Here is a 24,268-nt window from a genome sequence, read left to right on the forward strand (position 1 = left end):
CCGTATAAAACAGAGTACTCTATAGGCCATTTCTCGAAATATATAGTATTTCTAATTATACACTATATACCCACGTAGCAAATATTTTGTCATACAATATGTCTCTATAAGCGATATCCTGTGATCAAATATCCCGTATTATGCTAATTATCTCTCTGAGCATTTTCCTCTTCAAAAGAGTGGGTATGTGGAAAACTTGCACAGGCGTTAATTAGCAAGCAAGTTCCGGGTATGATTGGCGCTTGTATCAGCTTCAAGTGACATGCTATACTCATCCATGTTGGGGAGTTGGGGAGGTAGATGTTGTGGACAAGGAAGGAGCCTATGCCAAAATCATCAGTTTATACACTCATGTGGTCTGCCGAAGGCCACACGTATGTTCTTCATACACCTGAACATCCACCGCAGTCGATCATATCCGAAAACGAGGAGGTGTGGCACGCCTGGCTAACGGCACATGCTGCGTTTTCATTCCAGGGGCAATCTGGTCACCTTAATGTGCTTAAAGAGTCCCGCACACGCGGTAGCGGCTACTGGTATGCCTACCACACAAGCTCAGGTAGTACGCGCAAGCGCTATCTCGGACGTAGTAAGGTCGTGACACTGGCGCGTTTAGAGGCGGCGGCTCAGGATCTCCAGGACCAGGAGGGAAAGCCAGAGTTTTCACTACAGCCCTCACCCCGATCTGCTTCCCTTGTCTCCTCGCAGCCCATGACTGGTGGGAAAGAAACTCCTTCCAGCACTGTGCAGCATGGCCGCGATTTCCGTGAACCCAGCCTCATGATGGTAATGACCAGGCTCTCTCCACCACATTTACCTGCCACGCTCGTCGTGCGAGAACGGTTGCTCGCGGCTTTAGATGCCGCCCTTTCTCGCCCACTTACCCTGCTCTCAGCCTCGGCCGGTTGGGGAAAGACCACCTTACTGGCGACATGGGCACACAGGCATCCTCAATCAGTGGCCTGGCTTCCTCTGGAGGAGATGGACAATGATCCGACACGCTTCTGGACCTCATTAATTGAAGCCCTGCGCCGATGTAGACCGGAGATCGGGGAACACGCACTTAGCCTGATACAGGCGTCTGCTCCTCTAGCGACCAGTTTGACAGCCCTGCTCAATGAACTAGCTGACCAGCACACGGAGACCTCGCCCATCCTGCTGATTCTGGATGATTATCACGTCATCAACGAAGCAACGATTCACTCCTCGCTGACTTTCTGGATAGAGCATCTACCACCACATGTGCATCTGCTGCTAGCCAGTCGCACAGAGCCCGACCTTCCCCTCGCTCGCCTCCGCGTACGCGGGCATCTGGGAGAGGTCCGCCATACCGAGTTGTGCTTTACCCAGGAAGAAACGCAGGATTTTCTCACGCAGCGTATGGGGATCGCTCTCTCGGAAAGAGATATCGAGTTGCTGCAGGCGCGCACGGAAGGGTGGATTGCTAGCCTGCACCTGGCGGCCCTCGTGCTCCAGAAACACGCCGATCCGTCCGCCTATGTGCAAACACTCAGCGGTAGCCAACGCTACCTGCTCGATTACCTGCGCGAAGAGGTCCTTGCAATCCTGCCTGAAACGTTACAAGACTTCTTGTTGCTGACCAGCGGGCTCGACCGTTTGAGTGCCTCGCTCTGCGATGCTCTGACAGGCAGAGAGGATAGTGACCGCCTGCTTGAACAGGTGGAACGGGCCAATCTATTTCTCCAACCCCTCGACGAGAGTCGGCAATGGTATCGCTATCACGCCCTGTGGGCGCAGGCGATGCAGCATGAAGCCCGCCTCCGCCTGGGAGCAACAGTGGTGAGTGGGCTTTATAGCAAAGCAAGCCAATGGTATGAGCAGCAGCGATTGCTCCCAGAGGCGATTGAAGCAGCTCTCAGAGGCGAGCATTTCTCCCGTGCAACGACGTTGATTGAGTGTTTTGTGGCTCCTCATAACTTTCGCAATGAGTATCCCCTGGTCGACTCCTGGCTGAGACGCATACCGGATGAGTTACTGCAAGCTCAACCAGAACTCTGTTTCCAGTCGACACTGGCTTTGATGCTGACGACCGATCGGCGCTCATCTGATACCTGGATACGTTCCGAGCAGCTCCTCCAGTGGGCAGAGCAGGGCTTTGAGGCTAGAGAACAATGGGAACGGCGTGGGGATGCTTTGCAGCTTCACGCGGTCCTTGCCTTTTTTCAGGAAGACTTGATACATCTGTTTGCGTTAACCCACCAGGCCCAACCATTCCTGACAGAACAGAATCTCATGTATCCTAATAATCTTTTAACCAGGGGTCTTGAAGCTTTGCTCGCGGGTGAGGTGCAGGTGGCCTGGGGGTACCTTCTTGATGGGTACGAGCAGCTAAAAAATCTCGGCGATCATGCCGGCGCCTTCGGGGCAGCTCTCTTCCTGGGTGAGGTATGCCTGGAAAAAGGTGAACTGCACAGGGCCTCGCACTACTTCCATCAAGCACTGGGTCACATCGATGAAGATCAAAATCTTATCCGGCAGCAATTTCTCCTGGAAACAGGGAATACCGAGCCGTTCTTCGTCTCCTGGGCCTTTCATTGCCTGGCACAGCTTGCGTATGAACACAATAAAATCGACGCGGCTCGGCAGTATCTGTCCCAGGCACGGACATTAAGAGAGAAGCCAGAGAAAGAAATCCACGTTCTGGCATCGGGAGCACTCATTCAGGCTCGCCTGCTGCGGGCTTCTGGAGAGCCTACCCAGGCTCTCGATCTGCTCTTGAAATGGGAAAAGCATGCACGTTTCCCCTGCCCTTTAAGTACCATACGCACGTTTCGATTACAGATACAACTGGCACAGGGGGATCTAGCCAATGTCGAGCAATGGACACAGGCCAGGGAAGAGGTTATCGGTTCCCCGTCTCTCGCACAAGAGCACAGCCTGCCACTCTTGTACCAGCAGGAAAAAGCGCTTCTCCTTGCGCGTGTGCACATAGCACAAAAGAGAGAGAAGACGGCTTTACAAGATCTGGCCTTCTGGAAAGAGAAGGCCCAATCTCAAGGACGCACGCAGAGCGTGCTCAACATTCAGATCCTGGAGGCACTGGCCCATGTTGCCTGTCAGCAACATAGCCAGGCCAGGTCCTCGCTCCTCCAGGCCTTGAAACTGGCACAACCAGAGAATTTTCAACGCGTCTTTCTGGATGAAGGCTCTGCCATGGAAGCGTTGATGCTAACGTTACTGCCAGAACTGCGCGAGACCTCCCTACTCTCCTTCACGCATACCCTCCTGCGAGCCTTTACTCAGGAATCCAATACGCTGTATGTGAAGGATACCCCGTCTAAAGGAGAGATACCAGTGCTCCCGGAACCACTAAGTGAACAGGAACAACGAGTGCTGCGTCTACTCGTCGCCGGGCGCTCCAATCCAGAAATAGCCAATATCCTGATTATCTCGCTCAATACCGTGAAAACCCATGTCCAGAGCCTCTACCGAAAGCTGGACGTCCACAATCGCATCGAGGCCAGCAAGGTAGCACTGCGTTTGTCCTTGCTCTAATTTTCTTCCTTCTTCTCTCACCCCCTCACAACCACCCCATCGGGCGATCACAACTCACCCGATGGGGTTTTATACTTCAACCATCCTGAACGAAAGGAGGATGGAACCGCACATGCGATGCCATATTGCTATCAAGGAAGAGCTGGACCCATCCTGGCAAGAATGGTTTGAGCCGCTCGCTCTTTTGACCGAGACTTCCGGCGGAACAGTGTTGCAAGGATCGCTGCCCGATCAAGCGGCGCTCTATCGGGTCCTCCTGAAAATTCAAAGTCTCGGGCTTGTTCTGCTCTCTCTGGACACCGACCAGTTCTTATTCGAGCAAGAGGAGCAACCATAAAGAAACACTATAAGAGATGTCAAAGAAAGAACCGGGTGCTGGTTTATCAAGCAAAGTATCATCACTGAAATACTACCTTGACAATCATAGTAATATGACGTATACTTCAAATACGAGGTGATGATATGAGTGAAAACAAACTAACCTCCGACCTGCTACGCGGACATACCGATACGATGATTTTACGACTCTTATCGGAAGCTGACCGCTACGGCTACGAGATTGTCAAACTGATTGCTGAGCGCTCGAGTGGTGAATATGAATTAAAGGAAGCCACAATGTACTCCAGCGTCCGGCGGCTTGAGGTGGATGGTGATATTGAATGGTATTGGGGCGATGAATCTCAGGGCGGAAGACGAAAATATTTCAGGATTACTGAAAAAGGAAGAGCGACGTACGAGCGCAACAAAAGCAACTGGGAGTACGCGAAGCGCGTGCTGGAGAACTTATTGTAAAGGAAATCTGTTGTTATGAATGAGAAATTGACCAACTATGTCAACGGCGTTTTTGCTCCCTATGATGAAGTAAAAAGCGCGACCGAATTAAAGGCTGATCTGCTCTCTGATTTGCAGGAACGCTTCCGTGAACTCAAGGCCGAGGGCAAAGATGATGAAACCGCCTTTACCATGACCATTGAGAGTATCGGCGACATTGAGCAAACCGTCCAGGAGGTCGCCAACCTCTCCCACGCGCTGGAGCGGCAGGTGTCCATCAACTTGAGTGCAAGCAATCTGCCACAGAGCGACTTTGCGGGTGTGACCGCGCATAAAAGCAACTTTAAAGGGAGCGCGTTGCGCGGCTCTGACTTTACGGGCGCAGACCTGACCGGGAGTTCGTTTCGGGGCAGTGACGTGCGTGAAGCCAATTTTGCGGGCGCCAATCTGACCGATTGCGACTTCTCCGCCCTTGACCTTAGGGATGCGAACTTCCGTAAAGCCATCCTGGTGCGCACCAACTTCAGCACAGCAGGGCTAGAAAGAGCACAATTCATCGGCGTCAAGCTGACGGATATCAACTTTACAAAGACCGACCTGCGCAAAACAACCTTTGAAAGCTGTACTTTTCTCGGCGTGGACTTCCATTATTCCGACCTGAGCGGCCAGCGACTTGATGGGCAGACCTTTATTGGCGTTTCGTTTGACCTTGCGGCACTGAGGGATGTTTCGTTTCAAAGCGCGACCCTCAAAAATGTGTCTTTCCGCCAGACAGGCATCTGGTCTCTGAAGCGTGCCATCCAATCCATTCGCTTTGACGGCGCGATGATGGATAAGTTAACGTATGCTGCGCTCAAAGGCGTGGGAGCCGATGTATCGAAAGTAACCATTCTCTCATAAGGAAAAAGATTATGCAAAAAACTGCCATTCAGGTTAAAGACCTGCAGAAATCATACAAGAGTCTCGATGTTTTGAAAGGCGTGAATTTCAACGTGGAGCAGGGCAGCATTTTTGCCCTGCTTGGCTCCAATGGCGCGGGCAAGACCACGCTGGTCAAAATCCTCACCACGCTGATCAAGCAGGATGGCGGCACGGCTATCGTCAACGGATTTGATGTGGCCTTAAAGCCAGGCAATGTGCGACAAGTAATTAGCCTGACCGGACAATTTGCTGCTGTGGACGAGATGTTGACCGGGCAAGAAAATCTGATCATGATCGCCAGGCTCCGCCACCTCAAAAATCCGCGCCAGCTTGCCGACGCGTTGCTGACACGCTTCGGTTTAACCGAGGCCGCAAAACGCAGGGCATCGACGTACTCAGGCGGGATGCGCCGACGGCTTGATCTGGCTATGAGTCTGGTGGGAACACCACCAATCCTGTTTCTGGACGAACCGACCACCGGCCTTGATCCCGAGGCGCGCATCGAAGTATGGAAAATGGTGAAGGAGCTGGCTGATAGTGGCATCACCGTCTTTCTGACCACGCAGTACCTGGATGAGGCTGAACAGCTTGCCGATCACATCGCCATTCTCCACGAGGGCAAGATCATCGCCAGCGGCACGCTCACGGAGCTCAAAAAGCTGTTTCCAGCGGCTGAGGTGGAGTATGTGGAAAAACAACCAACCCTGGAAGAGATCTTTCTGGCCATCATTGGCAAAAAGGAGAAATAGGACATGGGAATGATACAAACGGGACAGAGGAACGACTCGGAAACCCGGATACAGAACCACTTTTTCAGCGATATGAACGTGATGCTTGGTCGTTCTATGCGTCACATTTTCCGTAGTGTGGACACCATCTTTACGGTCACGCTCACGCCTATTGCGATGATGTTGCTGTTCGTGTATGTGTTTGGTGGCGCTATTCAAACCGGGACAGGCAATTATGTCAATTACTTATTACCTGGGATCTTATTGATTGCAATTTCGAGCGGCATAGCCTATACGGCATACCGGTTGTTTACTGATGTGCAAAAGGGAATTATTGAGCGCTTTCGCTCCATGCCGATTGCTCCATCCACTCTGCTGTGGGGACATGTCTTGACCTCGCTGGTCTCCAACGCGCTTTCGCTGGTCGTGATCATCCTCGTCGCATTACTGATGGGGTTTCGTTCGCCGGCGGGGATCCTGTCATGGCTGGCCGTCATCGGCATCCTCGCATTGTTTACGCTGGCGTTAACCTGGGTGGCGGTGATTGCTGGATTGAGCGCCAAATCGATAGACGGCGCCACAGCCTTTTCCTATCCGCTGATCTTCCTGCCCTTTATCAGCTCGGCGTTTGTGCCTACGAAGTCGATGCCATTTGTCGTCAGGGTCTTTGCTGAAAACCAGCCAGTGACGGCGATCGTGGAAACCATCCGTGCGTTACTTTCTAATCAGCCAGTGTCTCACAACATCTGGATCGCTCTTGCCTGGTGCATCGGAATTCTGGTGGTGGCCTACATCTTTGCGATGAGGGCCTATCAAAAGCGCGTGTAAATAGATCCTATGGGTGCGAGCAGGCTCTCACAATAGAGCGCTAGTCTTAGCTCCCTCGTTCTCTTCTGAACGTTTTTTCAGATGATCACTCAATCTGGCTGGATATGAACATGGTATGCATAATGATCATATCCAGCCAGATTCACGAATGTCTATAAGAATTTTTAGCGCTACACAAAGATTTCACCTGAGTAAGCAGTTAGCGGAGTTTGAGTTAAAATTCGCTAACAAATGCTTCCAGGCATGCGTTACGTTTTGACTTTCTACCTCTGGATCGATATCCTCAACAGAAAAAGTAAGCCAACCTCTCAGGTACTCATAGATGCTGTTACTAGTCGAATTTTCCAATAGAACTCATTGAAAGCCCAAAATGATTTGTCCATACAAGGGCTGGAATGTTATTTATTACCCATTCGATCAGCTTATCACTTAACCTGTAACAGCATCAATTTTGAATCCATATTTTCGCTGCAGTTCGTATTATTAAATATACATATCTATCAATTTTATTGACTAAATCTCACCTATAACTTTATTATGAGAAAGGACTCGCTATGCAGATTCTCTTCTGGGTAATCGTTATTGTGCTGGGCGCCCTGATAGCTGGAGCATTGGGGCTCGCCATGCCAGGACGCGGCTTCGGTTTTCTTGGTGATGCGGCGATCGGTCTGATCGGGAGCATCCTGGGTCTCTTCATTTTCGGCTTTATCGCCGGAGCATTAATCCCTCATATGAGTCTCGGTTTCGTGGGTATACTACTCTTCGCGACCATCGGTGCCTTTATCGTGGTCGCTATTGTACATATGGCCACCAAAGGACGCACCACATCAACAACAAGTATGTAAATACCAACTGGATAAACACACAAACACGCATGAATGTTTGATGGATGGAGCATCAACAGGAAAAGCGAACTGATCGTTACGTTGGGGATCAGTAATCACCTTCCTCAACGAAACTGCGGGTACTTAATAGATCTGGTCCGATGCCATAGAGCGGTTGACAAGCATATAGGTTAGCAGTATCATAGGTTAACAGTAACCTATGATACTGCTAACCTATATTGTGTGAAACAGGAAGATTTTGTGGAGCTGCATGATGTCAATCAAATATGTGCTTCTGGGCTTTTTGAGCTGGCGATCATTGACTGGTTATGAGCTTAAGCAGTTGTTTGTTGATTCAGCGACGCTGTTCTGGTCGGGTAATAGCAATCAGATCTACACACCACTCTCGGAATTGCATAAGGAGGGCCTGGTATCTGTAGAGGTGCAGCCTCAGGGTACGCGACCGCCGCGTAAAGTCTATAGCCTGACGGCAAAAGGATGGGATACGCTGAAGAGCTGGGTGCAGTCGAGGCCGGACGCACCTGTCCAGAAGAATGCTCTCCTTCTTCAACTGGCCTGGGCTGATCAACTTCCATATGAGGATTTAGATGCCTTGCTTCAAAGCTATGAGGAACACTTGCAGATGCAATTGCTGATCTTTCGCGAGCTAGCCCGGCGCCAGGAAGCACCACGGAGAACGCCACGCGAGACCTTTCTCTGGGAAAGCATTGAGCGCAACTGGCTCTCATTTTATGAACATGAACTCACATGGGCGCAATCTGTACGCACAGAACTGACGCGAATGAACGCAGAGTCTGAGGAGGGATGATGGCTGACACACTAACGACTATTCAGGGTGTGCAGATGCTTGTTTGCGCGCCAGATGGGAAAAAGCTGACAGGCGAATCCGAGGCTGTGGAACTGATTGGTGAGACCATGTACCATGGCGTCGATTGGATTCTCATGCCCGTGGAGCGACTTGACGCTAATTTCTTTCAGCTTAAAAACCGGCTGGCGGGTCACATCATCCAGAAATTTGTGACCTATAGAAAGCGACTCGTAATCCTGGGCGATATCTCCAGCTATGTGGAACAGAGTAGCGCCTTCAAAGCTTTTGTCGCCGAAACGAATCGTGGCACCCAGATCTGGTTTCTCAAGGATCTTACGGAACTGGCCGCGCGCCTGGAACATATGCAGCAACGTGAATGTCAATAAGCTTGTGGCAAGGGTACCATATCTGTGACTTGCCACCCACTTCTATCACTGCCTTAGCTGATTATACAAGCGTAATTGCATAGCCAGGAAAACTACTTGAGATTTTCAGAAGTAGCAGAGCAGGAAGAATCAGCGAAAAAGTTGCTTATTTCTTCATTGATCCCTTCCCTTTGGATGGATCTATACCATATAATATGAAGCATAAGGCACATTTGGCGTAGTGTCAGCCAGCTTTACAATGAGTAGCGCTGACAAGAACGCAAAATATATGCTACCTTTTAAAGCTTTTTTTCTCTCCGTCAAAACAAAAAATTCTATTCAGGAAGGAGGAGCACTTTGGGTCGTATGACACAAACCACAGACCATGCAACGCGGTGGGGACATGGCGCACCATGGCTGATCGATAACTGTGCCGTCGCCCATGGTCGCACTCTGCCCTTTTTCGAGAACCTCTAAACCCAAAAAAACACCTTGAAAAGAGAGAACCCACGGGTGACGTTTGCCTTGACCACGGCTTTTTGTGCGTGAAGACCGTGCTGTAATCCAATTCACTCATACCTTTTTCCTCTTTTCAAGGAGTATGCTATGCGCTTTTTTCCGCCACAAGGATTATGGCATCACAAAGACTTTCTCAAATTCTGGACAGGAGAGACCATCTCTGCGTTTGGCTCACAAGTAACCGCATTTGCCCTACCCATTACCGCTGCACTCATATTGCACGCCACAGCAATTCAAATGGGAGTACTCTCATTTTTAGCTTTTGCTCCCATGGTGTTTTTGAGCCTGTTTGCTGGTGTGATCGTTGATCGGTTTCCACGCCGGCCGGTGCTTATCATCACAAGTCTTGGGCAGGTGGTGAGTATTGGAACTATCCCATTCCTGGCATTCCTGCATCTGTTACGCCTGGAATACCTCTATGCTATTGCCCTCCTCAGCGGATGCCTGAGCGTCTTTTTTGAGATTGCGTATCAAGCGTATCTTCCCTCGCTCGTTGAACACACACATTTACTTGAAGGAAATGAGAAACTGGAGATGAGCCACGCATGTGCACAGATCGTTGGTCCTGGACTTGCGGGCCTGGTTGTCCAATGGCTTAACGCTCCCCTCGCCATGCTGATTGATGCGTGCTCATTTCTCGTTGCCGCGCTCTTTCTTTCCAGGATTAAGAAACCAGAACTGCGGAAAGTTCCCCAGAAAACAGAGTTGGCTGTCTTCAAGGAGATCAGTGAGGGATTAAGGTCTGTTCTCCATCATCGTGTTCTCTGGTCGATTGCCGCATGCAATGGAACCATCAATCTCTTCAACAGTGCGTTTCTGAGCATTGCGGTTCTCTATATCGTTCGTGATCTCAAAATAGCACCCGTCATGTATGGTTTTGTTCTCTCGATGGGAAGTGTGGGAGCTTTAGCGGGATCTTTTCTCGCCAAACGGATTGCTGATCGTTTTGGGGTGGGTCCGACCATTATCGTATCTGCCTTCTTCTTTGGTGTGGGGAGTCTGTTTCTTCCCTTAGCAGGTGTTTCAACGATGATGGCTACTCCCTTTCTCATACTCAGTTGGTTTGTGCAGAGTTTGACGCTGATCATATTCAACATCACGCAGGTGAGTTTCCGCCAGGGTCTTCTTCCTGAATACCTTCAGGGGCGCTTGAACGCCAGTATGCGCTTTCTTATCTGTAGTACCTTACCGATTGGCTCCATTTTGGGAGGTGCTGTCGGCGAAGCAATTGGGCTTTTTCCAACCGTCATACTCTCAAGCATTGGCATGCTTCTGGCTTTTCTTTGGGTCTTCTTCTCACCACTCTCCTCCTTGCGGGAACAACCCGTACAGCATGGGCAATGAAGAACCCATCATGGCTTAAAATAGCAGGACAGCTCTAACTAGAGGAAGAAAGCATCTTTGAGAAAGATAGCTTTCTCCACCAAAATATTTACTTATAAACGTAGAATGAAATATCAGTTGTTAGCCTTATGGATACAGGAAAACCAGGAGCTGATCAATCCTCCTGGTCATCCCTTGCCTGGATCAGCTCTATCTGTTCCAGGCTCCCGCAGCAGCGGCGACGCGTGCGAAGTCAGCAAAATCTCGTGGAGGACGACCCAGCGCGCGCTGGACACCGTCCGTGAGATGCGCATTGCGTCCGTCCAGGACCTCGGTAAAGAGATAGATCAATTGCGCTATCTCTTCCTGTGGCACACCATACTCTCTGAGCAGAGACGCATATTGCTCCGCCGAAATGGTCATGAAGCGGACCGTACGACCGGAGAAGCGGCTGATCTCCTGCATAGCTTTGGCAAAGGTGAGCAGTCGAGGACCGGTTACCTCATAGAGCTGACCGGCATGTCCTGCCTCGGTCAAAGCCGCCACCGCCACTGCGGCGATATCATCAGCATCCACGAAAGGCTCACCCATATCGCCGACGGGTAAAGCAACCTCACCACTCAGGACCGTCTCACGCATCATCCCCTCGCTGAAATTCTGATTGAACCAGCTTGCCCGTACAACCGTCCAGTCAACGCCAGCCGCCTGGATGACCTGCTCGCAGAGCTGCGCCTCCTGTTCCCCTCGACCAGAGAGCAAGACCAGATGCCGCACGCCATGCGCCACCGCCTTATTAGCAAAGGTTTGAACCGCCTCAACCGCACCCGGAGCCGCCAGATCCGGATAAAAAGATACATAAACCGACTTCACATCTCGCAACACGCCATCCCAGGTCGTTTGATCCGCCCAATCGAACGCCGGATCATGAGCACGCGATCCCACTCGCGTTGGCACCCCTCGCACCCGTAGTTGCTCTACCACCCTGCGACCAGTCTTCCCCGTCCCCCCCAGAACCAGGACCAATTGATCAGTATATCTATCACCCATTTGTTCACACATAAAGCTATAATCCTTTCAATCTCTATAAATCACCAGAGCAGCATCTACACTTTCGCTGTTCTATTTAGAGTATAAAGCTTTACGTAACGTGAAGCTCAAGAGCCAATACGTGTAACTTAGCGACCGGCAGAAACCGACACGCTCAACGCTATCTGTCCCACTGATCAAGGACCGAAAGTCACTCATTGCTCTTCATTTTGTGCCAACAAACTTACAGCAAACCACGTGTTCGTGCCTGTGCTACGGCTTGGAGTCGATTACGCGCATCTAACTTCTGACAGAGATGCTTGACATGGGCCTTGACGGTGCTCACCGCCACCACCAGGGCGTCTGCGATCTCCTGATTGGACAGGCCGGTGGCGAGCAATTGTAATACTTCAATTTCCCGTTCGCTCAAGCCTGAGCGATCCTTTTCTGCCGGATCACTGGTATGAAAGGCTGTCAGCAAGCGCTGCGCATATTCCCCGGTACGCCCCGTAATTTCTATGCGCTCCAGCATCTTTTGGAGGGGTGATCCAATATCGAGAAAAAGGCGTATCCATCCCTGCTGCTGCGCCAGCGATAGCACCTCACTCATGATTTGTGCTGCCTGCCGCGGCTGATGCAGACCATAGTGGGCGATAGCCTGCAATGTCTGCGCGGAAAGCAATGTGTTGAGATGCTTCCATCTACGCGCTTCTGTGACAAGTGGAGCCAGGAACGTGACCAGGAGTTGGTATCGTCCCTCTTCCAGCAACAGGCGCGCCAGTAACAGACGTTCAATGGGCTGCTCCAGTGGTGGACGCTGCTCGAATACCTCTACACAGTCGCTATCGATAGCTTGCAACGCCCGTTTCGCCGCGATGGCGTCCCCCTGTTGCCAGGCCAGGTGGCTGGCGCTGGAAGCGATATATTCCCGCAACCAGGGAACCCTGCCCAGCGACGCCACCTGATGGGCCTTGCTCACCTGCTGCCATCCTTGCTCAAAATCCCTTTTGACGGCAAAAATATGCGCCAGAATACAACAGCCCGCGAGGATGACTTTGATTTCCCCGCTCTGCTCACCCAGTTGCATTCCCAGCCGGGCGTGGTAGAGGGCGGCCTCGATGTCGTTGCACTCATATAGGAGTTCTGCCAGCCCGATATGAACGATGCCCGTCGCGGGCACACGCGTCCACGCGTCATGCGCGCCCGCGTTGTGGAGAGCTTGTTGCAGAATAGCAGCGGCCTCATCCAGTCGTCCCTGCATAAGACAGGTCTGTGCCAGGTAGCGGCTGGCAAACATGGCGGTGCGTAGATTGCCCAGCGCCAGACTGAGATGCCACGCCTGCGAGAGCTGGCGATACCTCTCGTCTGGCTCTAGATGAAGTCCACCCACTGAAAAGGCCACGTCCACACGCAGGAGCGCCCGCTCCTGTGGTAGCTCGTGTAGGGCCTGCTGACCTAAAGAGATGACCTGTAAGACGTCGTTGCGAAAGGCGGCGATGCGGGCGCGTAAGGCGGTAATATCACCCCGTGAAACACGTGTATCTGCCTCCCTGGTCAGTTGGCTTTCGAGCACACTCACCAGCCCTTCTACCTGCTCAATGCCTTCATTTCCACCCAGCAGGAGGGCCCAGGCGTTAAGCAATTGCAAATAAAGGTTCTGGGCACGACTAGCTTCCGGCAGTTGGCGTAACCAAGCCAACAACTGTCCAACTTCTCCTCGACGCCAGATAAGCTCTTCGCCAATCCGTTCAATAAGGTGACCAGCTTCCTGTGGATCATGGGCCGCCAGGGTATACTCGATAGCTTCATCATACATCCCTTGCTGCGCATACCAGGTTGCTGCCCTCCGCTGAAGCGCAGCACGCTCCTCGTGGTTGCGTTGCATGAGCTTTTCTTGAAGGAATTCAGCAAAGAGGGGATGGTAACGGTAGCCGCCCTGCTGCCTGTCCAGCGGGATGAGAAAAACGTTATCGCCCTCAAGCGTCATGAGGATATTTCTGATCTCGCACTCGCTTTTGCGCAACACAGCCGCGCAGAGCTCCACAGTCCAGACTGGCAGCGGGGCGGTGAAGAGTAAAAAGTGCTGCACCTCTTGCGGCTGTCGGACAAAGACTTCTTCGGCAAAATAGCTGAAGAGCTCACGCTGGTCCCCGCGGAACTGTGCCAGCACGGTTTGTGTGTCCTGCTGTCCCTGGAGCACACGCCCAACAAGAGAGAGGCCCGCAATCCAACCTTCGGTGCGCTGTTCCAGGAAGGTCCGTTCAGCATTGGAAAGTGTGATGCCACTCACGTCCTTCAGGAAACGGTCAATCTCCCCACCAGTCAACTTGAGATCGCTGGCGCGCAGCTCACAGAGATCGCCATACACCCTCTGCCGGGCTATCATCAAAGGTGGTTCACTCCGACTGGAAATGATGAGATGCAGGTCAGAGGGCAGAGAAGCCTGCAGGTACTCCATGCCCTCGTGAATGCGGGGATCGGATATCAAGTGATAGTCGTCAATGATGAGGACGCGGCGATGCCGTCCGGTCAGGACAACGCTCAGCAGGTGTTCAATGGACATCTGTGGCGTCGAAGCGATGGGAGCAACCGTGCTATCGCGGCCGTCATCCTGCCGCAGGGCGCGCCAGAGCATGCTCCAGTAGCGAACCGGGTCATTGTCTCGTTCAGTCAGCGAGAGCCAGCCAATCGATTGTGCGTTGCCCCGCTGGCGCTGGTAGCGTCTGTACCACATGCCAAGCAGGGTTGTCTTTCCAAAGCCCGCCGGGGCGGTCACCAGGGTAAGCTTGACGCGCAGGCTCTCATCCAGCCGCGTCAATAAGTGCGCCCGTTCAAGTAAGGTCGCGGCACGTCCAGACAGTGCTGGCGGGGTTAAACTTGCAGTTTTGAGCGCGAGGGAGGGAAGCGGTTGCTGATCAACGCTTGTTTTCTGCTGCGTCAGGCGCGCGGCAACCTCGCTCAGCAACTCCGCGGTCACATTCTCGCTGCGACCGATATACATCTTGCTCAGCTTGCCCGCCTGGCTTCGATAGGCGATCCAGTAGCGTCCACCCCGCAGCTTCTGCTCTTTGCGTGCGGTAAACGATCCGGATTCATGGGTGAAGAAAAATGAGGTATTCTCTTCCGCGGACAACCATGCATACCATTGTCGCGATCCTATGCGCACAGGCGCCCGCTTCTCCGTCGGCACGACCAGGAATTCGTGCTCTACCCGTGGTGTCTTACCTGCCATAATCTCCCCCATCCTCGCTTCCCACCATCCGCCCACCATGAAATTTTATTCTACCAAAAGCATAACTGTTCCACTGAGTTGCTGTCAATGGGCATGCTTCCCAATCTCGCCACCCCTTATAGAAACGACAGCGCAGTCTCCTCTCTGAAGCGACTCTGGGAGGCAGCTCGGCACCAGGTGCCGAGCTACTTCTAAGCTAGACGGTTGGTTTGAGCAAAGCTTCAATCTGCTGCATCTGCGATTGACTCAACGCGCCCAGGAGTAGCGCGGCGGCATTCTCTTCGACCTGGGCCACTGTCTTAAAGCCGGGAATAGGGATCGTCTCATTGCTGCGTGCCCAGATCCAGCCGAGCGCACCCTGGGCCAGCGTACGTCCATCCGAGCTCAGGATGTTGCGCAGAGACTCGACGCGGGTGATCCATTCCTGCATCCGACCAGCCTTAAAGTATTCCCACCAGGGAGTATGCAATCGCACGTCATCGGCTGGCAGAGTGTTTGCATCCTGGTACTTGCCGGTCAGCAGGCCCATCGCCAGCGGGGTACGGCAAATGATCGCCAGCTGTTGCGCCTCACAATACGCGATCAGTTCATCGTTGCCACCAAAGACGTTGAGCTGTTGCTGCTGAGCCGTCACATGTTTCCCCTGCGCGAAGGTGCGCGCGACCTCCATATCCTCGCTACCGGAAGCATAATAGCGGATCTTGCCTGCGCTGACCAGTTCTTCCAACATCGCCAACACATCCTCGGTCTCGGTCCTGGTGGTTGGCGTGCTATGCATCTGATACAGATCGATATAGTCGGTCTGTAAGCGCCGCAGACTGGCCTCACAGGCGCGTCGAATATAGTCTGGCGTGAGATTCTCACCTGCTCCCTGCCGCGTCTGTTCATCAAAGACCAGACCAAACTTGGTCGCAATAACCACTTCTTCTCTGTGACCAGACAGAGCCTGTCCCAGAACACGTTCGCTATGGCCACAGCCGTAAACATCGGCCGTATCAAAATAGGTCACGCCCAGATCGAGCGCGCATCCAAGGGCGCGCAGCGACTCTGTATCATCCACACGGCCCCAGCCGGCTGGCAACCCATCAAACGTCCACTCACCACCGATCGCCCAACAACCCAGACCCAGCGCACTAACCTCTATTCCGCTTTTACCCAGTGTACGTGTCAATACCTTCTGCATTCACTTTTTCCCTTTCATGACTTGCTTGCTTGCCTGCGTTTCGTTTCAGGTGTGCCCTTATCTTAACCTGCCCCACTTCCCATACACATCCTGCGAAAGTAGCATTTCCTGGACGTATCCCTCTTCACGCACAAAAAAGGGGCGACCACGCGATGAGAGTTACCCTTCTACACCTTTTTGCGCCAAAACTTACCCAACAATGTCATTCTGACGCTAGCAACGAGCACGCTGCTATGGTATACTGCGTCAGGCAAACGTTTTCTTTTTCTTCATAGAAAGGAGCATGATGATGCGACATATTTCATTTTCCAAAAACATTGGTGCATCCTTTCCTGGCCAGGTATGGTAGCAACACGGTAGCACATCCATGTATCGCCTAACGCTACGTGCTATCAGTTCGCCTGCTGGATTATGTCCTCAACCACTCTACGACGCGCTTTTCCACACGCGTTTCCGCACAGTCTATTCCTGTGCGTTTTTTGCCGCTCTCTTTATGCCTATCTATCAAAGAAAGAATAAGCTCTGTGATACAGAATCAAAATCAGACGAATCTGCCAGACGTGGTTTTAGAGGCGCCAGCCCATCCTCCACTGTGGCGCAATCGGGACTACCTGCTACTCTGGGGTGGTCAGGTGGTTTCCGGGGTTGGTGCGCAGGTGTCACAACTGGCCTTCCCATTGTTAATTCTGGCGCTCACGCGTTCCCCAGCGCAAGCTGGCATCGCAGGGGCACTACGCGCTATACCGTATCTGCTTCTCAGCCTGCCAGCGGGCGCTTTGTTGGATCGCTGGAACCGCAAGCTGGTGATGATCTTCTGCGACGTGGGTCGCTTTGTGAGCATGGCAAGCATCCCGCTGGCCTTGTTTCTCGGCCACCTGACCATTGTGCAATTGTACCTGGTCTCCCTGATCGAGGGGGTCCTCTTTGTCTTCTTCGATCTCGCCGAGGTCTCCAGCCTGCCCCAGGTAGTCTCGAAGGAGCAGCTTCCGGCCGCCAGTGCGCAGAATATCGCAACCTACAATATCGCTATGTTGCTCGGTGCGCCGCTGGGTGGCCTCCTCTTCAGTGCCGGTCGGGCCTTTCCCTTTGTGGCCGATGCTATCTCATATTTCTGCTCCATTATCTCACTCTTCTTTATTCGCACGCCATTCCAGCAGGAACACACCAACGCCAGGCAAGCCCTGTTACCAGAAGTCCAGGAGGGCCTGAAGTGGCTGTGGAAGCAGCGCTTTGTACGCTCGCTGGCTCTGATCCTGTGTGGGCTCAATCTGGTAACCATGGGGAGCACGTTGATCGTCATTGTACTGGGACAGCATATGCATGCCTCGACGGTAGATCTGGGATTCCTATTCGCCGTATCGGGCATGGCGGGGGTGCTGGGATCGCTGGTGGCGCCGCTGCTCTATCGCTACCTGAGCTTCTTCACGCTCACCACCATTTCCATCTGGACACAGGTCATCCTCATGCCGCTGCTGATCCTGGCTCCCAACCTGTTTGTGCTCGGAGCCATCCTGGCACTGTTCTTCTTTCTGGGCCCCATCTTTGATGTCCTGCAACGCGGTCGCCGTATGGCCCTGATCCCTGATAACCTGCAGGGCCGCATCAACAGTGTCTATCGACTGATCGTCTTTAGCGCCAATCCCGTCAGCCTGGCCCTGACCGGATTCCTGCTCCAGAACGCTGGCACGACACCCACTATCCTCATCATGGCGGGCGGCATGGCGCTGATCGCCCTCTTCGCCACGTTCAACCCCTCCATTCGCCATGCCGATGCCTAGAACATCGCGATAGTAACCGGGAGGTGGACTCTACGGAGCCATCTCCCACTCCTGCTCCTCTTGCAGGCCAATTACCCCCCATTTCTTCTGTTTGAAATGGTATTTCCAGGAGACAGGCCGGTCTTGCCAGAGAGGGATTTGCTGCGCCGCCAGTTTCTCTGCCCCTTCCCATAATTGTGTCAGGCTACAAAGCACGGCAGCGATCGTGAAATAATCAAAACGCATAACAAGCATGAATATAGTGATTGCATTATCCCTTGAGGGCTCCACCTGCGATACCCCGAATGAAGTAGCGTTGAAGCACAAGAAACAGCACAATAATTGGTACAAGTGAAAGCACAATCGCTGAAAAGATGCTAGTCCATTGATTGTTGTACTGTCCCACAAAGCTATAAATAGCAACGGGAATGGTTTGCTTATCTGAGCTTTGCAAAAATAGTAGGGGCGAGAAAAAATCGTTCCAGATACCCAGACTGCTCACAATGATCACCGTAGCAGTAATGGGGGTGAGCAACGGAAAGACAATCTGCCAGAATGTACGCAACGGGCCCGCGCCATCTATCAATGCAGCCTCTTCCAATTCACGGGGCACGGTTTTAATAAAGCCCGTATACAGAAAGATAACAAACGGCAAGCCTCCAGAAACCTCCAATAGCATGATGCCCAACTGATTGTCAAGCAGCCCCAACGTTTGTAATTCCTTATATAATGCGACAAGCCCCAGTCCACCTGGTAATACAAAGCCTGAGACAAAATATAAGTATATGTTGCGCGACCAGGTAGCGGTGCTCCGTGCCAGAGGATATGCTGCCAGCGCCCCAAATACGACCAGGCAGATTACCGAGATACTTGTGATCATGATGCTATTGAAAAAAGCTGTGTCCAGACCCGCTGAATCCCAGGCGGTAGTGAAATTCCCCCACTGTATGGTGTGTGGCCATCCCAAAGGATTCGTCAGTTCTTCTTGCGCCGATTTCACGGCGATCGAAAGCAGAATCCACAATGGCAATGCCACCAGGGCCACCCAGATCAGCAAAATGATTAGGGAGGGAATTCTCCACATGGCCTGCCTCATCCGCTTACTTGTAAAATTGTGAGGCCGTTGGATTGGTGATATTCTATGTTGCATTAGTAGGTGACCTCCCGCCTTCTCAAAAATTGTAACGCGATAATTGAGAGAAGAAAGATGAAAATGGATGAAACAAGGCTGATAGCACCAGCATACCCAAAGTTATTATCGACAAATGCCTGCGTATAAACATGGACAAGGATCGACTCTGTCGCGGTTCCCGGACCGCCTTTGGTCATAGTGAAAATGATGTCGAACACCTTAAGCGAGCCGATCAATGTCAATACGACATTAACGGTAAAGGCGGGTGCAATCAATGGGAACGTAATCCGACGAAAACGCTGCCAGGAGCCTGCACCATCCATATCCGCGGCCTCATACAACTCTTGTGGCACGGTTTGTAGACCTGCGAAGAAAATAATCATAGCAAATCCCACTGATTGCCAGATAGAAGTAAAGATGATACTTCCCAACGCCAGATTCCCATCGCCCAACCAATCCCTCGTGAATCCTGAGAGACCAACCGCTGAGAGGACTGAGTTCACCGTCCCATCCATAGGATTGTACATATAGGACCAGATGTATCCAACGGCCAGGCCACTAATCAGATTGGGAATAAGCAAGAAGACACGTACACTTCCGAAGCCTTTCACATCTCGAAAACTATTCAATGCCAGCGCCAGAACCAGGGCCAGCGTATTTTGCAGAATCATCACCGCGATGGCAAATACAACGGTAACTTTCAGGCCATTCCAGACATCGCGATCGGTCAGCAAGCGCTGGAAGTTCGTAAGCCCATTGAAATGAATGTCCGCATTGATGCCATTCCAATCAGTCATCGCGTAATAAACACTACTTACCGTGGGGTAAATGACGAATATCGTGAACAGAAGCAGTGCTGGCACAATGCAAATTCCATCGGTCCAGGTAAAGGGCATGCTCCGCTTCCGCTTCTGTTTTGCCGGTATCTGTACAGATTCTACGGCGCTATATGACCTGTTCTGTAACACTAAGATATATGCCTCTCTAAAACTGTAGGGTCATTCCCAACCTGGATTATGTATAATTGAAAACGACCCATAGAGTTTAAAACCACATACGCTACGCTATCTTTGACTTGTTGCTTTGATAGGCCTGGTCCATATCCGTCAACATCTGATCAATAGAAAGGCTCCCGGCGAAAACAGATTGAATATCTTTGAGCATAACCGTCTGTACACCATCAGGCCAGTGGGCATCCAGGAAATTATATGAGCCAGCTTTTAAAGGTTCGATCATATCTTTCGATGGACCACTCACCTTTGTCTGTATATTCGTCAAGCTCGAATAGTACCCCTGCAACGTGAGATATTCCGACATGTTTTCTGGCTGCGCCCAGTATTGGAGGAACGCCAGAGACTCTTTTTGATATGCGGATTTTGCTGAAACGCCCAGGAGGCCTGATAATGATGACGCGACCCAGGGGGCTTTGCCTTTTTGTGTATAGGGAAACGGAAACATCCCCAGTTGTATTTTAGGGTTAGCAGCCTGAATGGGGGAGACGATCCAGTCACCATTCACTACCATGGCAGCTTTGCCACGTGCGACCAGTTGCGCAGACTGATCATATGTCGTTCCCAGAGCACCCTCATTGACAAAGCCCTGTTTGGAAAGCGCAACATAATCCTGCATCATCTGCTTCCAGCTAGAGCCCGCGAACGTGCGTTTACCGGCAAGCATTTGTACATCAAAATCAGGGGTTTCGCGAAAAATTGCTGATGGAGCCATGGCATAGGGGATTAATTGATCGACCCATTGATCCTTGTTACCCAGAGCCAATGGTATAATGCCCGCACTCTTAATTTTCTGACAGACATGCAGAAAATCATCCCACGAAGTCGGGACCTCAAGGTGTAGCCGAGCAAAAATTTCTTTGTTATACACGGTTCCAATAACAGACTCACCTAAAGGTAAGCCATAGACTTTGCCACGATAAGATGAAATCTCTTTCGTGCTCGCAACAATGTTTTGCGTCCAGGGTTGATTAGAGAGATCGACTGCGGTATTCGCCTGGATAAAGGGATACATCGACGTACCAGGGCGTAACGCGATAAGATCGGGGACGTTTCCTGCGGCGACACGTGTGCGAATAATAGTGTCGTAATCAGAAAAGGTATTCCATTTAATCGTGACGCCCGGATGCTTTTTTTGGAAAGAAGCAATGATGTCCTGAAGATTGGTTGTCCGAACCTTTCCTCTATCCGGACCAAACCAGGACGCCGCCGTCAAAGCCACAGTTTTGCTACCAGTGCCAGACGCAGAATTCCCGCACGCATTGAGTAGTGAGCCGGCCCCAAGCATTGTTCCTGCGGAGAGTAGCGTGCTCGCGCAAAAATCCCGCCTGGTCATTGAATGTAACGTCTTTGTCATAAGCTGGTTCCTCTCGAAAAATATGCATGAAAAAGGATTAATATAATGAGTATAGGGAAAGAGTAGCACCTGTACAACGCGGTGATTCTACGAAATCATCCGTCAATCTACAGAGTTTCTTCCATACTTTTCGCGATATTCCGTTGGAGTAATGTTATGTGTACGTTTAAATGTGGTTGAGAAGGCACGCGGATTTGTATAACCGACGTGCGCCGCAATATCTGTCATACGCAGTGATGATTCTTGCAGGAGACTGGCGGCACGCTGCATCCGGCAATCTGCCAGATATTCTTGAAAACCCTTGCCCACTTCGCGCTTGAAGAGTGCGCTTAAATAGTTTGGCGTATAGTGTAGGGACTCTGCAATCTCTGCAAGCGTTATATCCTGTTCGAGGTGCTTATATATCCATTCTCTAACCTTATCGATCACAAAACTGGTTCTTTTATCTTCACTCCCATTGGTGGATGTAACACCAGGAGAAGTATTCACGATCACTTCCTGTACCAGCCGTGTTATATCTGCGGGGTTAATAGGTTTTAACAAATAGTCCACCACCCCAAAGCGCAGTGCCTGCCGAGCGTAATCAAACTCACGAAAAGCGGAAATAATAGCGATCCTGATGGTGTACGGTGATTTGCGTATCTGCTCGCACAACTGTAAACCATCAAGACCCGGCATACGAATATCAATAAAAGCGAGTTGAAGACTAGCAGATGTACTGATTAATTTCCAGGCTTCAAGCCCGTTAGCGGCCTCTAAAACTTGTAACTGTGGAGAAATACGTGTTACCATGTGAGCAAGCCCTGTACGAATTGCAGCCTTATCATCAGCGACGAGTACTTGCACAACAGTGTGATCATCCTGTGTCATAGAGATTTTCCTGCCTTTCACGTTTGCTTTGTTGATTCTTTATATCGAATCTTGCACTTGTTGCTTCCTGCTAAGCGGAACTTTCATCAGCACGCGCGTCCCTTCACCTGCATGCGACTCTATACTTAGCCCATAGGTTCTACCAAATATCCGTTGCAATTGCGCCTGAATATTAAGTATTCCGATGTGTCGGGAACGCTTCAAAATATTCTCATCGTATCTGAGTGCCTCTTGAATCTGGACCAGTTTTTCTTCAGTAATGCCAACACCATCGTCTTCAATTTCAAATAACAATAGCTCATGTTGCTGAGAAACACGAATGCAAATAAAGCCTGCTTCTACTTTTGGATCAATCCCATGGTAAATAGCGTTCTCCACAAGTGGTTGTAATGTAAATTTAGGCACAATACAATCCTGTAATTCACCAGCGATGTGAATCTCAAATTGCAAGCGATCCTCATATTCCTCTTTCATCAAGGCCAGGAACGAGCGAACATGTTCTAATTCCTGTTCCAAACTTACCAGTTCCTCACTATTTAACGCGTAACTCATCAATTGCCCAAGAGTAAAAGACATCCTGGCTACTCGTTCACAGCCTTCTGTAATCGCAATCATCTGAAATGAGGCCAGGGTATTATAGAGGAAATGAGGATTAATCTGTCGGCGTAAGGCTGCAAGCTCGGCCCGCTCACGTTGGAGTTGTGCCTCCAGATTATCCTGGATGCTTTGTTTTAATCGGCTTACCATGTGATTAAAGCTTTGTCCCAGCGTCACAATTTCGCTGTTCCCTTTAAAGTGAAAGCGAACATCCAGATTGCCATGCTCAACTTGACGCATTAAGTTCCTCAACTGGCTTACATGCAGACCAATCTTGTTAATCAAAAACCAGAAGACGCCTGTTGCCATGCACAAGGTCACACAGATAGCGATGATGGTGGTCCATTGTATCACTTCTATATCCTGTGTCAGGCTTGTAACTGGCACCAGGGCCACTACTGTCCATTGTGAGTATAATGAAGTGTTATTGGAGAGGAAGTAGTCGACGGAGTTTAGCGAAATATGACGTTGCTGGCCCTGGACAGCGTTTTGTATGAGACGTATGTTCTTCACTGAAGAAGTGCTATCCGGCTGGAATGGGTAATTTAAAGCTTTATCTTTATCATAAATAATAAACTTTGTATCTGTTTTACCCTGAGAATTCGCTATTGTTTGTATAATAGCATGAGCATCAACATTAATAACAAGTACGCCTATCGGCTGCAACGTATCCGAATCTATCACTGTTTGTGCTATGGAAAAGACGGAAGGCGCGTTTGCGTTACTGGAATCAGCCAGGTACTGTAACGTATGTACAGGCATAATCATTGTTTGCGCGGAAGCATGCGTCAACTGTTTAAACCAATGTAAGTGCTGCCAATCAGGGAACGGTGCGTATGCATAATTTGAACTAAACCAGACATTGCCTGTCGAATAAAGGTCGGCGGAAACAATGTTTGTATTAAAACTTGAAATATTGACAAAAAAGGTGTGCATCGTGTCTTCATCCTGTACGCTAGCGCTTCTCTTATCGGGATGGTTTGCATAGTAGGTTGCAGTATGTAGGACTTCTGGTTGATAAAGCATAGTAAGAGAGAGCTGTGACATTTGCTGCATCAGGCTATCAAGATTTTGATTGGCAAGTACCGATATATTGTCAACATTGGATGCTGATCGAGCTTCTATCGCAGTATAAGAGGATTTGTATGAGACGAATCCAACAATACAGAGGGGAAGTATAATGAGTGGAAAAAAGAGCAGTGAGATTTGTGTCCGAAACAAAATGACGCTGTTCTTGCGCAGGCTCAGCATGACCTTCTCCTTGCAATAGCGAATCAAGAGCATAATTGGTTTTCGTATTTTAACCCAGGGACTAGCATAAGTACAATATATTTATGCCTGAATGGTTGCAAGGGATGCAACCACTTTGATGGGAGAGAACACATAACAAGGAAGGGAGATCTATCATGACCAAGCATATTTTCTTGATTCAAAGCGCTGGAGCTGGGGCTTACGAAATGGACAAACAACTTGCCTCCAG

The 24,268-nt window shown here is 50.8% G+C and carries 20 protein-coding genes; 11 read left to right on the forward strand and 9 right to left on the reverse strand.

Annotated elements, in window-relative coordinates:
* The first annotated feature begins 324 nt into the window (after positions 1-324).
* The 10 genes from EL633_RS25880 to EL633_RS25925 all read left to right on the forward strand — a co-directional run bounded on the left by EL633_RS25880 (position 325) and on the right by EL633_RS25925 (position 10,645).
* Entirely contained in the window at positions 325-3,516 is a 3,192-nt protein-coding gene (locus EL633_RS25880; RefSeq protein WP_126630168.1) for a winged helix-turn-helix domain-containing protein, read from the forward strand.
* Positions 3,517-3,628: 112 nt separating this feature from the next.
* Positions 3,629-3,853 (forward strand): DUF8691 family protein, encoded by a 225-nt coding sequence (locus EL633_RS25885; protein WP_126630169.1) that lies wholly within the window; start codon positions 3,629-3,631, stop codon positions 3,851-3,853.
* A gap of 125 nt (positions 3,854-3,978) precedes the next feature.
* Positions 3,979-4,308: a PadR family transcriptional regulator gene (locus EL633_RS25890; RefSeq protein ID WP_126630170.1), complete on the forward strand. Its 330-nt coding sequence runs from the start codon at positions 3,979-3,981 to the stop codon at positions 4,306-4,308.
* A gap of 15 nt (positions 4,309-4,323) precedes the next feature.
* Positions 4,324-5,187 (forward strand): pentapeptide repeat-containing protein, encoded by an 864-nt coding sequence (locus EL633_RS25895; protein ID WP_126630171.1) that lies wholly within the window; start codon positions 4,324-4,326, stop codon positions 5,185-5,187.
* 11 nt (positions 5,188-5,198) lie between these two features.
* The gene (locus EL633_RS25900; RefSeq protein WP_126630172.1) at positions 5,199-5,957 is read left to right on the forward strand and encodes an ABC transporter ATP-binding protein; all 759 of its coding nucleotides are present in this window, start codon (positions 5,199-5,201) and stop codon (positions 5,955-5,957) included.
* A gap of 3 nt (positions 5,958-5,960) precedes the next feature.
* Positions 5,961-6,764: an ABC transporter permease gene (locus EL633_RS25905; RefSeq protein WP_281275935.1), complete on the forward strand. Its 804-nt coding sequence runs from the start codon at positions 5,961-5,963 to the stop codon at positions 6,762-6,764.
* Between the two features lie 554 nt (positions 6,765-7,318).
* Positions 7,319-7,609 (forward strand): GlsB/YeaQ/YmgE family stress response membrane protein, encoded by a 291-nt coding sequence (locus tag EL633_RS25910; RefSeq protein WP_126630173.1) that lies wholly within the window; start codon positions 7,319-7,321, stop codon positions 7,607-7,609.
* A 250-nt stretch (positions 7,610-7,859) separates the two neighbouring features.
* The gene (locus EL633_RS25915; RefSeq protein ID WP_126630174.1) at positions 7,860-8,417 is read left to right on the forward strand and encodes a PadR family transcriptional regulator; all 558 of its coding nucleotides are present in this window, start codon (positions 7,860-7,862) and stop codon (positions 8,415-8,417) included.
* The gene (locus EL633_RS25920; RefSeq protein WP_246039256.1) at positions 8,414-8,803 is read left to right on the forward strand and encodes a DUF4180 domain-containing protein; all 390 of its coding nucleotides are present in this window, start codon (positions 8,414-8,416) and stop codon (positions 8,801-8,803) included. The genes EL633_RS25915 and EL633_RS25920 overlap by 4 nt, the downstream gene beginning before the upstream one ends.
* 585 nt (positions 8,804-9,388) lie before the next feature.
* Positions 9,389-10,645, forward strand: a complete 1,257-nt coding sequence (locus tag EL633_RS25925; protein ID WP_126630175.1) for an MFS transporter — start codon at positions 9,389-9,391, stop codon at positions 10,643-10,645.
* 189 nt (positions 10,646-10,834) lie between these two features.
* Here the strand turns inward: EL633_RS25925 and EL633_RS25930 are convergent, their stop codons facing one another.
* The 3 genes from EL633_RS25930 to EL633_RS25940 all read right to left on the reverse strand — a co-directional run bounded on the left by EL633_RS25930 (position 10,835) and on the right by EL633_RS25940 (position 16,065).
* On the reverse strand, positions 10,835-11,671 hold the full coding sequence (locus EL633_RS25930; RefSeq protein WP_126631892.1) for an NmrA family NAD(P)-binding protein: 837 nt from the start codon (positions 11,669-11,671) through the stop codon (positions 10,835-10,837).
* A gap of 223 nt (positions 11,672-11,894) precedes the next feature.
* Complete coding sequence (locus EL633_RS25935) at positions 11,895-14,882, reverse strand: winged helix-turn-helix domain-containing protein (RefSeq protein WP_161982443.1); 2,988 nt, start codon at positions 14,880-14,882, stop codon at positions 11,895-11,897.
* Between the two features lie 196 nt (positions 14,883-15,078).
* Complete coding sequence (locus EL633_RS25940) at positions 15,079-16,065, reverse strand: aldo/keto reductase (protein ID WP_126630177.1); 987 nt, start codon at positions 16,063-16,065, stop codon at positions 15,079-15,081.
* A gap of 524 nt (positions 16,066-16,589) precedes the next feature.
* Here EL633_RS25940 and EL633_RS25945 point away from each other — a divergent pair.
* A complete protein-coding gene (locus EL633_RS25945) occupies positions 16,590-17,843 on the forward strand; it encodes an MFS transporter (protein WP_161982444.1) in 1,254 nt (417 codons plus the stop codon).
* Positions 17,844-17,873: 30 nt separating this feature from the next.
* Here EL633_RS25945 and EL633_RS25950 read toward each other — a convergent pair whose 3' ends face one another.
* The 6 genes from EL633_RS25950 to EL633_RS25975 all read right to left on the reverse strand — a co-directional run bounded on the left by EL633_RS25950 (position 17,874) and on the right by EL633_RS25975 (position 24,039).
* Entirely contained in the window at positions 17,874-18,077 is a 204-nt protein-coding gene (locus tag EL633_RS25950; protein ID WP_126630179.1) for a hypothetical protein, read from the reverse strand.
* A gap of 16 nt (positions 18,078-18,093) precedes the next feature.
* Positions 18,094-18,906, reverse strand: a complete 813-nt coding sequence (locus tag EL633_RS25955; RefSeq protein WP_161982445.1) for a carbohydrate ABC transporter permease — start codon at positions 18,904-18,906, stop codon at positions 18,094-18,096.
* Positions 18,907-18,971: 65 nt separating this feature from the next.
* A complete protein-coding gene (locus tag EL633_RS25960) occupies positions 18,972-19,817 on the reverse strand; it encodes a carbohydrate ABC transporter permease (RefSeq protein WP_161982446.1) in 846 nt (281 codons plus the stop codon).
* A 196-nt stretch (positions 19,818-20,013) separates the two neighbouring features.
* A complete protein-coding gene (locus EL633_RS25965; protein ID WP_126630182.1) occupies positions 20,014-21,321 on the reverse strand; it encodes an ABC transporter substrate-binding protein in 1,308 nt (435 codons plus the stop codon).
* 102 nt (positions 21,322-21,423) lie between these two features.
* Complete coding sequence (locus EL633_RS25970; protein ID WP_126630183.1) at positions 21,424-22,191, reverse strand: response regulator transcription factor; 768 nt, start codon at positions 22,189-22,191, stop codon at positions 21,424-21,426.
* A 39-nt stretch (positions 22,192-22,230) separates the two neighbouring features.
* The gene (locus EL633_RS25975; protein WP_161982447.1) at positions 22,231-24,039 is read right to left on the reverse strand and encodes a cache domain-containing sensor histidine kinase; all 1,809 of its coding nucleotides are present in this window, start codon (positions 24,037-24,039) and stop codon (positions 22,231-22,233) included.
* Positions 24,040-24,268 lie beyond the last annotated feature (229 nt).

Source organism: Dictyobacter alpinus, assembly GCF_003967575.1.
Classification (GTDB): Bacteria; Chloroflexota; Ktedonobacteria; order Ktedonobacterales; family Ktedonobacteraceae; genus Dictyobacter; species Dictyobacter alpinus.